At 72.0% G+C, this 12812-nt stretch carries 9 protein-coding genes, 1 tRNA gene and 2 pseudogenes; 4 read left to right on the forward strand and 8 right to left on the reverse strand.

What is annotated here, in order from left to right; translation table 11 throughout:
* The 7 genes and pseudogenes from Q0L15_RS03025 to Q0L15_RS03055 all read right to left on the reverse strand — a co-directional run.
* A pseudogene (locus tag Q0L15_RS03025) lies at positions 1-504 on the reverse strand (hypothetical protein); the annotation flags it as partial.
* A gap of 161 nt (positions 505-665) precedes the next feature.
* Positions 666-2168: an FAD-dependent oxidoreductase gene (locus Q0L15_RS03030; RefSeq protein ID WP_296602149.1), complete on the reverse strand. Its 1503-nt coding sequence runs from the start codon at positions 2166-2168 to the stop codon at positions 666-668.
* Between the two features lies 1 nt (position 2169).
* Positions 2170-3243 carry a YihY/virulence factor BrkB family protein gene (locus Q0L15_RS03035; protein ID WP_296602151.1) on the reverse strand — a complete coding sequence of 358 codons (1074 nt, stop codon included), beginning with the start codon at positions 3241-3243 and terminating at the stop codon, positions 2170-2172.
* Positions 3244-3272: 29 nt separating this feature from the next.
* On the reverse strand, positions 3273-5528 hold the full coding sequence (locus Q0L15_RS03040) for a catalase (protein ID WP_296602152.1): 2256 nt from the start codon (positions 5526-5528) through the stop codon (positions 3273-3275).
* Between the two features lie 114 nt (positions 5529-5642).
* The gene (locus Q0L15_RS03045) at positions 5643-6215 is read right to left on the reverse strand and encodes a response regulator transcription factor (protein ID WP_296602153.1); all 573 of its coding nucleotides are present in this window, start codon (positions 6213-6215) and stop codon (positions 5643-5645) included.
* Between the two features lie 130 nt (positions 6216-6345).
* Positions 6346-6421: transfer RNA gene (locus Q0L15_RS03050), tRNA-Lys, on the reverse strand.
* Between the two features lie 81 nt (positions 6422-6502).
* Positions 6503-8074, reverse strand: a complete 1572-nt coding sequence (locus tag Q0L15_RS03055) for an NAD(P)/FAD-dependent oxidoreductase (RefSeq protein WP_296602154.1) — start codon at positions 8072-8074, stop codon at positions 6503-6505.
* Positions 8075-8184: 110 nt separating this feature from the next.
* Here Q0L15_RS03055 and Q0L15_RS03060 point away from each other — a divergent pair, with 110 nt between their 5' ends.
* The 4 genes from Q0L15_RS03060 to Q0L15_RS03075 all read left to right on the forward strand — a co-directional run bounded on the left by Q0L15_RS03060 (position 8185) and on the right by Q0L15_RS03075 (position 12290).
* Positions 8185-10206, forward strand: a complete 2022-nt coding sequence (locus Q0L15_RS03060) for an ATP-binding protein (RefSeq protein WP_296602157.1) — start codon at positions 8185-8187, stop codon at positions 10204-10206.
* 58 nt (positions 10207-10264) lie between these two features.
* Positions 10265-10729 (forward strand): hypothetical protein, encoded by a 465-nt coding sequence (locus Q0L15_RS03065; RefSeq protein ID WP_296602158.1) that lies wholly within the window; start codon positions 10265-10267, stop codon positions 10727-10729.
* A gap of 108 nt (positions 10730-10837) precedes the next feature.
* Complete coding sequence (locus Q0L15_RS03070; RefSeq protein WP_296602160.1) at positions 10838-11443, forward strand: DUF6518 family protein; 606 nt, start codon at positions 10838-10840, stop codon at positions 11441-11443.
* Positions 11444-11462: 19 nt separating this feature from the next.
* Positions 11463-12290 (forward strand): GIY-YIG nuclease family protein, encoded by an 828-nt coding sequence (locus Q0L15_RS03075; protein ID WP_296602161.1) that lies wholly within the window; start codon positions 11463-11465, stop codon positions 12288-12290.
* Positions 12291-12301: 11 nt separating this feature from the next.
* On the opposite strand, the pseudogene Q0L15_RS03080 reads toward Q0L15_RS03075, so the two are convergent.
* Positions 12302-12812: pseudogene (locus tag Q0L15_RS03080) on the reverse strand (hypothetical protein); the annotation flags it as partial.

A 12812-nucleotide genomic window follows, 5' to 3' on the forward strand; every position in this document is an offset into this window, starting at 1 on the left:
CGTGCCGGGGTCGGTCGGCGTGCCGGGGTCGGTCGGGGCGCACGGCTTGACCTTGAACATCTTGGACTTGGAGTCGTTGCCGTTCGAGCCCGTGGTGTTGGTGACGACGTTGACCAGGTAGCCCTGGTCGTTCTTGGGCTCTCCCGAGAAGGCCAGCGTGTAGATCTCGCGGCCGTCCAGGTCGGAGTCGCCCTTGGCGGCGTCGTCCTCGAGCACGACGGTGGTCTTGCCGGTGACTCCGGTGATCGTGATTCCCTTGTCCTGGCTCTCGAACGTCACCTTCGAGGTGGCCTTGGCATCGAAGTTGAACCACCGGAGCTCGAAGGTGCAGCCGACCTTCGGGTCGTTGCTGTTGCCGTCGGGCGCGCCGACCTCGGCGACCTTGATCGTCCCGTTGTTGCCAGGGGCGTTGCCGCCCTTGTCGGCGATCGCCGGTGCCGCGCCGAGCACCATCAGCGCGGGCAGCGCCAGCGCGGTCGTGGCGGAGAGGAGTCGAGCTCGCACAGGGGTGCTCCTGAGGTGGGAAGGCGGGTCCAGAGAAGCGTGGCACGCCCTCGACCCCCGGAACGGTCCCGTGGGCGAACCGTTCCCGAGCCGTGGAGGAACCTTGCATGTTCCTTGAGGAACGTGCGCCGGATCCGGTCTTTCTGCAGGTCAGCGGCGGTTCAGCGCCGGCGCAGCCCACAGGTGGCCGGGCCCTCCAGGACCTCGCCGTCGGGACCGAACCGGGAGCCGTGGAGGGGGCAGTCCCAGCTGCGCTCGGCGTCGTTCCAGCGCACGACGCCGCCGAGGTGCGTGCACACTCCTGCGACCGTGCGCTCGACGCCGTCGGTGCGCGAGGTCGCGCTCGGCGTGCCGACCCGGTCGAAGCGGACCTCGCCCTCGCCGTCGCCCAGCTCGTTGCGTGACGCCAGGCCGCGCAGCGGCCGCAGCCACCCGGCCGTCATCTCGACGGCCACCTCGGCGTTGACCCGCGCGCTCTCGGGCAGTCCGGCCAGCTCGCGCGTGCTCCAGGGATCGAAGGCGGACGCCCACTCCTGGTGTCCACCGAGGATCCGGCCCGCGAGCGCCAGGGAGGCGGCCACCCCGTTGGTCATGCCCCACTTGGAGTAGCCGCCGGCGACCAGCAGCTGGTCGCTGCCGGGGAGGATCGGACCGACGTACGGCAGGCCATGGTGCGGCACGTAGTCCTGCGCCGACCACGCGTGCGTCTCGACCGCCTCGGGGTAGTAGCCGTGGGTCCACTCGCGCAGCCCGTCGAGGTGGCTGAGCTCCGAGGTCGGGCCCCCGGTCTTGTGCCCGTCGCCGCCCACGAGCAGCAGGCTGCCGGACCCGTCGGCCACCGGAGCGTCGCGCAGTGACCGGCTCGGCGCATCGGCGGAGAGGTACATCCCGTCGACGGCCCGCTCGGGCGTCCGGAACGCCAGGCCGTAGGAGCGCGCCGGCTTGGCCCGCGCGAAGAACCCGCCCCGGTCGAGGATCGGCATGTTGGTGGCGACGACCACGGTCGCCGCGGTGGCCTCGCCGGCGTCGGTGACGACGGTGCACGGCGCGTGACCGTGCACGCGGCGCACGCGAGCCCCCTGCACGATCGTGGCACCGTGCCGGATCGCGTCCGCGGCAAGCGCGTCGAGCAGCTCCAGGGGGTCGAGCTGGGCCTGGTCGGGCACCATCACGGCGCCCCGCACGCGGAAGGGGAGGGCCAGGTCGTCGACCCAGGTCGCCTGCTCGACGCCCGCCCGGTGGAGCGCCTCGAGCTCGGCGCGCACCGACCGGACGCCCGAGGCGGAGGTCGCGTAGGTGTACGCCGACCGGCGCTGCAGCGCCACGCCGTGCTCGTCGCAGAACCGGGCCACCCACGCGAGCGCCTCGGTCTGGGCGTCGGCGTACTTCCGCAGCACGGAGGCAGGGTGCCGGCGCGCGACCCGGGAGTAGTGCGTCCCCTGCTGGATGCTGACCTTGGCGGTGCTGCCGCCAGTGGTGCCGGCGCCCACGTGGCGGGCCTCGACCACGACGACCGACTTCCCGGCTCGCGCGAGGAGTCCAGCGGTGGTGAGCCCGGTGATCCCGGCGCCGACCACCACCACGTCCCAGTCGCCCGAGAGGGTTCCGGCCTCCCCGGGGGCGGTGACGGGGTGGCGGTCGCGCCACACGGAGGTCAGGGTCATCTCAGGCCTTCCTCTTGCTGTGGCGACGAGCGCGCAGCCGGATCGCCCGGCCCCGGCGCTCGTCCTCCTCGTCCTTGGCTCGCGCCTTCTCGATGTTGCGGTCGTCGCGGGGCGGCAGCTGGATCATCCGCTCGGCGGGCAGCCCCGACTGCAGCTCGCGGCCGCGCTCGAGCTCGGCGTCGAGCTCGGCACCGAACAGCAGCGCGAGGTTGGTCAACCACACCCAGAGCAGGAAGGCGATCACGCCGCCGAGGGCGCCGTAGGTCTTGTCGTAGGAGGAGAAGTTGGCGACGTAGAACCCGAACGCGGCCGAGACGACCACCCACGTGAGGATCGCCAGCACCGCGCCGACGCTGACCCAGCGGAACCGGGGCTGTCGCACGTTCGGCGTCGCGTAGTAGAGCAGCGCGACCATCACGATGACGGCGACGGCGATCACCGGCCACTTCGCGATGTCCCAGACCAGCTGGAGGGTCGAGCCGACGCCCAGAACCTTGCCCACCGAGTCGGCCACCGGGCCGGTGACCACCAGGGCGAAGAGCACGGCGGCCGCGAGGACGACCAGGACCAGCGTGAGGAGCAGCATCATCGGGCGCAGCTTCCAGACGGGTCGCCCCTCGCGGATCTCGTAGATCCGGTTCATCGCGCGCCCGAAGGCGCCGACGTACCCGCTCGCCGACCACAGGGCGCCCGCGAGGCCGACGACGAACGCCAGCCCCGCGGACTGGGACTTGCTGATCTCCATCAGCGGGTCGCGGATGCTGTCGACCATCGACGCGCCGCCGAGGTCGCCGATGATGTCGAGCAGGGTCTTCACACTCTCGTCGCCCTGGCCGACCAGCCCCAGCAACGACGTCAGCGCGATGGCGGCGGGGAACACGGCGAGCACCGAGTAGTAGGTGAGTGCCGCCGCGAGATCCGTGCACTGGTCGTCGGAGAACTCGCGCACGGTCTTGCGCGCGACGTACAGCCAGGAGCGGCGGGTCAGGTCGGTCGGTGAGTCGACCTTGCCCTCGTCGGGGTCGAGGTCGGTGGCGCGGGTGGTGCCGGGACGCCGGTCGGTGTCGCTGCTCATTCCTCCCGGGTGCCCCGACCTCGCCGCCGTCATGCCACGGTGCCGAACCGCTCCCACACGCGGTGGAAGGCCATCTGCTCCTGCACGGTGGCGAAGACGTCCTCGGCCGACTCGCCGCGGACGATGCCCGCCGCCTGCCCACAGCCGGCGGTGTCGAGCGCCGTGGCCCCGTCGCCCCAGGCGCCGATGACCTTGGCATGCCGGAAGCACTCCTCGAGGAGGAGGACGACGCGCGGGTCGATCGGGGTGTCGGCCGCGCCCGCCTTGGCGTCGCGCGCGGGGAGGGCGTCCGGGGCGGGCGCGGGCGAGCCTGCGAGCAGCAGGACGTCGAACTCGACGGAGCGGGCGGTCGCGAACGTGCGCTGCACCGCCAGGCCCGCGACGGTGCCGCCGTGCGGCCCGATCAGGAGCGGGACCATGCCGGCGGCGAAGACCTGGGCCCGCAGCTCCTCGACACCGGCGAGGTCACCGTCGGGGTCGACGACGATGCCGACCATCCGGCCGTCCGGCGGCCACGCCTCACCCACCTGGGACAACGCCGGGCTCGGCTCGGCGTCGGCCAGCGGGATCGACGGCTCCGGGGCGGGTAGGCCCAGACCGGTGGCCACCTCGGCGCACAGCACCGGGTCGATGTTGGCCAGGCACTGGAGCTGACGCTCCTTGATCGCCTGCTCGTAGCACTTGCCCAGCTCGAAGGTGTAGGCGCGGACGATGTGCTCGCGCTCCACGGGCGACATGCTCAGCCAGAACTGACGGGCCTGGCTGAAGTGGTCGTCGTACGACGCCGGGCTGGCGCGCACCTTGGTCGCCTCGGCGACCCGGACCGCCAGGTCCTCGAGCGCCGGGTCGTCCGCGCCCGCGTGGAACGGGCAGCCGCCGTCCAGCGAGTTCGGCCGGTACGGCGCCACCCCGATGTGGTCGGCGTCCTGGTGGAAGCCGTCGCGCAGCATGTCGTTGACGGGCGCGTGGGGGCGGTTGATCGGGATCTGGGAGAAGTTCGGTCCGCCGAGCCGGGTGAGCTGGGTGTCGAGGTAGGAGAACAGCCGCGCCTGGAGCAGCGGGTCGTCGGTGACGTCGATGCCGGGCACGACGTGACCGACGTGGAACGCGACCTGCTCGGTCTCGGCGAAGAAGTTGGTCGGGTTGCCGGTCAGCACCATCAGCCCGACCGGCTGCACCGGCGCGAGCTCCTCGGGCACGATCTTGGTCGGGTCGAGCAGGTCGATGCCCGCGAACATCTGGTCCGCGCTGTCGGGGAGGACCTGCAGGCCCAGCTCCCAGGCCGGGAAGGCGCCGGCCTCGATCGCGTCGTACAGGTCCCGGCGGTGGAAGTCGGGGTCGATGCCGCCGAGCAGCTGGGCCTCCTCCCAGGTCAGCGAGTGCACGCCGAGCCGCGGCTTCCAGTGGAACTTCACCAGCGACGTCTCGCCCGCGTCGTTGACGCACCGGAACGTGTGGACCCCGAAGCCCTCCATCATCCGGTAGGAGCGCGGGATGCCGCGGTCGGACATGTTCCACATCGTGTGGTGCTGGGCCTCGGTGTGCAGCGAGACGAAGTCCCAGAACGTGTCGTGGGCGCTCTGGGCCTGCGGGATCTCCCGGTCGGGGTGCGGCTTGGCGGCATGGACGACGTCGGGGAACTTGATGCCGTCCTGGATGAAGAAGACGGGCATGTTGTTGCCGACGAGGTCGAACGTGCCCTCCTCGGTGTAGAACTTCGTCGCGAACCCGCGGGTGTCGCGGACCGTGTCCGCCGAGCCGCGGGAGCCGAGCACGGTGGAGAACCGCACGAACACCGGCGTCTCGACGCCCTTGGCCAAGAAGCCGGCCCGCGTCACGGTGTCCGCGGTGCCGTAGCCGACGAACACGCCGTGTGCGCCCGCGCCCCGGGCGTGGACGACGCGCTCGGGGATCCGCTCGTGGTCGAAGTGGGTGATCTTCTCGCGCAGGTGGTGGTCCTGCAGGAGCGTCGGACCGCGCTCGCCGGCCTTGAGGGAGTGGTCGGTGTCGCGGACCCGCACCCCCTGGGAGGTGGTGAGGTGGGCGCCCTGCTGCGCCCGGGCGGCGGGCACGGCATCGGTGTCGACGCCGGTGGCCGTGCGTACGTCGGGCGCCGACTGGTCCGGTGTCGGCGGGAGCGGCGCGTGGGGAGTGGTGGGCTCCTCCAGGGCAGGCGGCTTGCTGCTCGGCGCTCCCGGGACCACCGGCTCCGTGGCCGAGGCCGCCCTGGCGGCGATGCCGGCGATCTTGTCGAACGTGTCCTTCGCGAGCTGCTTCGGATCCATCGTGACCTCCCCGAGACGACTGTGTCCGGGGCGGGTACCCGATCGGTGCCGGACGACACACCTGCCGATGAGGCGACGTGGCGACCGCGCGACCGAGGCGCCCGGCTCGCGAGCTCAGTCGTCGGCCGGGGCGAACCCGTTCTGCAGGCACCAGGCGACGGCGCGGCTGCGCGAGGTGACCTCGATCTTGGCGTAGGCCGAGCGGATGTAGGTCTTCACCGAGTTGATCGACAGGTAGAGGCGCTCGGCGATGTCCTGGTTGCTCATCCCCTGCGTGATCAGGGCCAGCACCTCCACCTCGCGCGGCGTGAGCCCCACGTCCGCGCCGAGGCGATCCTGCTCGGACACCTCGAGGCCGGCCGCGGCGTCCTCGACCGCCTGGACCAGACCCAGCGACCGGACGCTCATCGAGACCCAGCCGTGAGCGCCGGCGGCGACCGCCCGGGCACGCAGGTCCGGCCTCAGGTCACGGCTGACCGCGAGGACGACCGCCCGCCGCTGCACGAGCGGTGGCAGGTCGGCGCCGTTGACCAGGTGCATCCCGAACACGTCGTACAAGACGACGTCGGCGTGGTCGACCTCCACGAGCCGCACGCGGTCGGGGTGCTCGGCGAGCATGGCGGCGAGCCCCTTGGCCATGACCTCCTGGTGGCCCACGATCCCCACCCGGGTCGGCTGCGGTGACACGCCCCGATTCTGACGGCTGTCAGGCCGGCGGACGGGGTCCGGCATTACGCCCGAAGGGGTGATTCTGGGGGCATGGCGTACCCCGCCCGAGAACGACGAAGGCCAGGGCGATCGCCCTGGCCTTCGGTGGTGGTACGCCATCAGGGACTCGAACCCCGAACCCGCTGATTAAGAGTCAGCTGCTCTGCCAATTGAGCTAATGGCGCGTGCGGTGAAGCGACGTGAACTCTACCAGTGGCGGACCGACCGGAAAAATCCGCGGGTCAGATGCGCGACCCATAGGGTCCTCAGCGCTCCGCGAGCACCGCCTGGGCCGCGCTGTGCCCGCCGAGCCCGGACACCGCGCCACCCCGACGCGAGCCGGAGCCGCACATCAGCACGGAGTCGACGCCCGTCTGCACCCCCCACTGCTGCGCCGGGGTCTCGAGCCGGGTGCGGTTGGGCGCCCAGGGCCAGTCGAGGTCGCCGTGGAAGATGTGCCCGCCGGGCATCGCGAGGTCGCGCTCGATGTCCTGCGGGACCTTCGCCTCGATGCACGGTCGACCGTCCGCGTCGCGTGCCAGGCACGACTCGATCGGCTCGGCCAGGTGCTCGTCGAGGGCGGCGAGCGCCCGGCTCACCGCCAGCTGCTTGGCCGCATCGGGGTCGGCCTCGAAGAGCGCGGCGGGTGTGTGCACTCCGAAGTAGGTCAGCGTGTGGGTCTCGGCGGGGGAGTCGCCGAGGATCGACCGGTCGGTCAGCGAGTGGCAGTAGATCTCGCCCGGGAGCTCGGCGGGCATCCGCCCGGCCGACGCGTCGGCGTACGCCGCCTCGAGCTGGCGGTAGTCCTCGGCCAGGTGGAGGGTGCCGGCGAACGCGACGCGCGGGTCGACCCCGGACCTGAGCCGGGGCAGTCGGTCGAGGAGCAGGTTGATCTTGAGCTGCGACCCCTGGGGCTTGGTGTCGGGGTCCTCGCCCTCGCCGAGCAGGATGCGCAGCACCCACGGTGCGACGTTGGCGAGGACGCGGCGCGCGGCCACGGTGTGGGAGCCCGACTCGTCGTGCCAGGTCACCTCGGCGCCCTCGGCGCCGGCCCGGATGCCGCTCACGCCGGCCGAGGTGAGGATCTCGGCGCCGGCGCTGGACGCCGCGCGGGCCAGGGCGTCGGTGACCGCACCCATCCCGCCGACCGGCACCCGCCACTCGCCCGTGCCGTTGCCGATCAGGTGGTAGAGGAAGCACCGGTTCTGTACGAGGGAGCGGTCGCGCAGCGACGCGAACGTGCCGATCAGCGCGTCGGTGGCCACGACGCCACGCACGGTGTCGTCGGTGAAGCGCTCCTCGATCGTCTCGCCTATGGGGTTGAGGACGAAGTCGCGCCACACGGCGGGGTCGACGCGTTCGCGGACCTCTCGCTCGAGCGGCAGCGGCTGCAGGAGGGTGGGTGCGACGACCTCCGCGAGCGCGCCGACGTCGCCGTAGAACCGCTCCCACGCGGCGTACTCGTCGTCGCCGCCGGTCAGCTCGCGGAAGGACTCTTTCGTCCGGTCGCCCTCGGGTCGTTCGACCAGCAGTCCGCCGGCCCGTCCGCCGCGCAGCGTGGGCGTGTACGACGCCACCGACCGCGACACGAGCCGGAGGTCGAGCCCGAGGTCGGCGATCAGCTGCTCGGGCAGCAGCGAGACCAGGTAGGAGTACCGCGACAGCCGGGCCGGCTGACCGGCGAACGCCTGTGCCGAGACCGCCGCTCCGCCGGTGTGGGGCAGACGTTCCAGCAGGAGCACCGAGACCCCCGCGCGGGCGAGGTAGGACGCCGCGACGAGGCCGTTGTGCCCGCCTCCCACGACCACCACGTCATAGCTGTTCTTCGACGAAGTCACCGGACCAACGTAGTGCGCGTCCGGCAGTTCGCCGGTCCTACGGCCCTCGGCACCGCCAAGATGTCCTCGGCGACGTGGAGTGCTGGGAGGGCGCTCGGGAGGAGTGGAGAGTGGCGAGGTCGTGGATCGCACGCGTCGTCGTCCTGGTCGCGATGATGACCGGGGGCGGCATCGTGGCGGTCCACGGTGCGCCCGACGGAGGACACGCGATCGGGATCTGGCCTGCGGGCCTCGGCACCGCCTGCCTGATGGTGACCCGACGGCCGCGGACCCCGGTGCTCCTGCTCCTGGTCGTGGTGGTGGCCATCGGCACCATCTGGGTCGGCGGACGCGAGCTCGACGTGGCTGTCGGGTTCGGCGTGGGCATCGCCCTCGGCGTCGCGGCGATGTGGTGGATCCTCGCGCGCGGGGAGCGCGATCGACCGGCCCTGCGCACCAGCGCGGACCTGGCCCGGTTCCTCGGCGGTGGGTTCGCCGGTGCGCTGCTCGTCGCCGGTGCCGCCGGCCTCACGAGCCTCGTCACCGGATGGGGGCGGCCCGGCGTGCTCGCCCTCGCCCTCGGCAGCTCCCACCTCGTGGCCCAGCTGACCGTCGTGCCCCTGTTCTGCCGACTGCGCAACCACGCGCCCGTGGCGGGCGTGGGGGAGCGCGCCGTGCAGTGGGTGCTGATCCTGACGATCACGCCGATCGTCTTCCTGCCCCACGACTTCCCCTCCGTCGTGTTCGTCGTCGTGCCCGTCCTCGTCTGGGCGGCGATGCGCAGCAGCCCCTACGAGGCGCTCGCCCAGCTGCTGGCGGTGCTCGCGTTCGCGATCCCGCTGACGACCTGGGGCCACGGTCCGTTCGCGAGCGCCGGCCCACGCTTCGGGGTGTCCGTGGACGGCCAGGGCATCCTGCTCTCGTCGTACGGCGCGGTCTGCGCGCTCGTGGTCATCCCGCTGCTGCTCACGGTCGGTGAGCAGCTCGAGCAGGCGCGCCAGAACGCGGCCGAACGGGACAAGGTCCAGAACATCGTCAACGGCACCAACGGCGTGGCCATCATCGGCACCGACGAGCTCGGCCGGGTCACGCTCTTCAACCCAGGCGCGGAGCGGCTGCTCGGCTATCGGGCCGAGGAGGTGCTCGGGCAGCTGACCCGTCGGTTCCACTCGGCCGAGTCGATCGCGGAGAAGGCGGCGGAGCTCGGGGTCGTCGCCGACTTCGGCGTGGTCGCCGCGGCGCTGATCGGCAAGGGCGCGACCGACATGCGGTTCGTGCGCAAGGACGGCGAGGAGCGCAGCCACTCGATGTCGCTCAACCGCATCAAGGACGACCGCGGGCAGGTCATCGGCTACGTGAGCACGTCGGAGGACATCACCGAGCGCGTCGAGGCCGAGGCGCGGCTGGTGGAGTCGCTCGAGGCCGAGCGGCAGGCGGTGGAGCGGCTGCGCGAGGTCGACCAGGTCAAGGACGCCTTCGTGTCGAGCGTCAGCCACGAGCTGCGCACGCCGATCACGAGCATCCTCGGCTACATCGAGATGCTCGAGGACGGGGTGTACGGCGAGCTCGAGCCCGAGCAGCTCGACGCGGTGCGCCGGGTCGCAGCCAACAGCACCCGCCTGCTCTCGCTGATCAACGACCTGTTGACGCTCTCGCGGGTCCAGGACGGCGCGATGGGGTACGCGGACCGACTGGTCGACCTGCGGGCCATCGTGTCGGCCGGCACGACGGTCGTCGCCCCCACCCTCGAACGGCGCTCGCTCGAGCTGGCCGTCGACCTCCCCGAGGAGCCGGTGCCGTTCCTCGGGGACCGCGACATGCTGGAGCGCGTCGTGATCAACCTCGTCGGCAACGCGGTCAAGTTCACCCCCGAGGGGGGCCGCGTGAGCGTCCGGCTGCGGGTGGTCGAGGACGGCAGCCTGATCGAGGTCAGCGACACCGGCATCGGCATCCCCCGCCAGGAGCAGGAGCGCCTGTTCAGCAGGTTCTTCCGTTCCTCGCTCGCCCAGGAGCAGGCGATCCCCGGCAGCGGCCTCGGCCTCTCGATCGCCCACGCGATCGTGGAGAAGCACGGCGGCACGATGAGCGTGGAGTCCGAGCAGGGGGAGGGGACGACGTTCCGGGTCCACCTGCCGCCGTTGACCACCGCCTGACACGTCGCTGCGAGCCTCGGGTGTCGACCAGGCCCCGCAAACGCGAGACAGTGGGGTCATGCGCCGCACACTCGCTGCCCTCGCCGGTCTGCTCTCGGCGGCGATCGTGCTCGCCGGATGCGGCAGCGACGGCGACACCACCGCCACCGATCCGGGCCCGACCCAGTCCTCATCGGTCTCGAGCGAGCCACCCACCGGTGCGCCCACCCAGGACGCGGTGAGCGTCCGCAAGACGTGCGCCGAGCTCTACCGTCCTCCAGCCCAGCTGATGCCCCGCGCCATCGAGTTCGTGCACGGGTCGCCGTCGGCCGACGGCACCGCCGAGGCGGAGGAGCTCGTCACCGCACTGTCGACCGCCGAGGGTCACGCGCTCGGCCCGCTCGCCGAGGACATCGCGGTGGTGCGCCAGGCCGTCGACGCCCAACGGGCCGCGGGCGAGTCCGGCTCCGGCGGCGCCGACGTCGGGCCGTTCGACGCCGCGAGCAACCGGCTCGCGGGCCACTGCGAGCTCTACAACGACTGACGACCTCGTTCAGGGGCTTCTCCTCCGCAGGTACCGACTTCCTGGACCTGGGTACCGCGGAGGTCCGAACGACGCCGATCGCGCGTCGCCGGCGCCGAGGATGGGCGCGTGAACCCCAGCCAGCGCCTGTTCTCGTCCACCCTGGCCGTCGCCGGCGCCAGCCTGCTCCTGGGCGCCCTGACGTCGTGGGCCCAAGGCGTGCTGCCGGATGCGCTCGCATCGTTCGCCAACTCGCCGTCGGGTTGGACGGTGCTGACAGCGCTCCTCGTCGGCGCGACGCGGCCGACGCTGCCGCTGGGGGCCGTCCTCGGTGTGGTGTCGTTCGTCGGTCTGGTGCAGGGCTACACCGTCGCCTCCGAGCTGCGCGGACTCAGCTACGACCCGGTGCTGTGGAGCGTGGTCGGCATCGTCGCCGGTCCGTTCGTCGGTGTCGCGGCGGCCGCGGTCGTCGGCCCCCGCGCCCTCCACGCGGCGTTCGGCGCCGGCGCCCTCGCGGGCGTGCTGATCGCGGACGGGATCTACGGCCTGACCGTCGTCGGCTCCAGCACCAGCCCGGTCTACTGGACCCTGTGCGTGGTCGCGGGTGGCGCGGTGGTCGCCGTCACGGCCGCGCGCCTGCGCACCCCGGCGGGGCTGGCGGTCGCGCTCGTCAGCGCCGCGGCGGCCACCGGTGTGCTGAGCCTGGGGTACGGCGTGCTCAACGCGGGTTCCTGAGCTCGCCTAGGGTCGCTCCATGGTAGCCATCCCACTCACGGCGCTGCTCCCGACCGGCCTCGACCCGACCTCGTGCAAGGTGCACTTCGCCGTCTGGAACGGGACCAAGCACCCCATCGACGTCCTGGCGACCGACCAGGAGGAGTGGCAGGGCTGGAACTCCTGGCGCAGTGTGAAGGACGACTTCAACCGCGAGCTCGTCTTCTCGGTCGCCCAGGACAAGCACGATGCGTCGCTCTGGCTCTTCGGTGGGATCTGGGAGGTCCTCGAGCGCAGGCCCGAGCAGCAGGCGCGCTCATACACGGTGGCGCTGAGGGAGGACCTGATGGGTCCGTTCATCCGCCGCCTCTACGTCCGTCACAAGCGGACCGGCAGGAACATCCGGCGCACGATGGAGTCGGTGCTGCCCACGATGACCGTGTCGTCGATCCTCGAGGAGCCGTTCGCCGGCGACCCCTTCCCCGGGCACGACCGGATCAACCACAGCCTCGCCGACCTCCAGGCCGTCGTCGCCCAGGCCCGGGCCGACTGGCGGATCGCGCTGGAGAGCATGAAGGGCATCTACGTCATCCACGACCGGGAGACCGGCCAGCGGTACGTCGGGTCCGCGTACGGCGACACCGGCATCTGGCAACGCTGGTCGACGTACGCCGCCACGCTGCACGGCGGCAACGTCGGGCTGAGGGAGCTCCTCGAGGAGAAGGGCGAGGAGTACTACCGGACCAACATGCGGTTCGCGCTGCTGGAGTACTGGTCGATGCGCACCGACGACGACCACGTCCTCGAGCGGGAGTCGTACTGGAAGGACGTGCTCCACGCCCGATCGCTCGGCCACAACCGGAACTAGCTGGCGCGGGGTCAGCCGACGCGGGTCCAGTGGCCTTCCCAGCGCTGCTGGTAGGCGCCCCGGCGTAGCCCGATGACGGGTGGGGCGGTCGTGGTGTAGGTGTGGCCGGTGGGGGTGGTGGTCTCGACGACATGCCTCTGCTGCTCGCCGGGGCTGGATCTTGCGTGCCAGTCGGGGGCTTGTTTGGCGTGGTTGCAGGATTCGCAGAGGCCTTGGGCGTCGTCGGTGTCGGTGGTGGCGGTGTCGGCGTAGTCGGTGATGTGGTCGCCGTGCCGGATGGGGGCGTTGCACCAGGGGGTGCGGCACCACTGGTCGCGGTGGCGGACGTACCGGGCGAGGTTGCCGGTGAACAGGCGCTGGCGGGAGTCCATCGCGACCAGCTCACCCGTGGCGGGGTGGGTGTAGAGGCGGCGGAGCCAGGTGCGGGTCTTCGCGTCCCCGGCGGCCAGGAGCAGGTCGCGGGCCAGGCCGGCGGGGATCGGGCCGTAGCCCTCGAGGTCCGCGGTGTCGTGCGCGCCGGCG

Origin of the sequence: Nocardioides sp., assembly GCF_024509035.1 — a bacterium.
In the GTDB taxonomy this organism is placed as follows: Bacteria; Actinomycetota; Actinomycetes; order Propionibacteriales; family Nocardioidaceae; genus Nocardioides.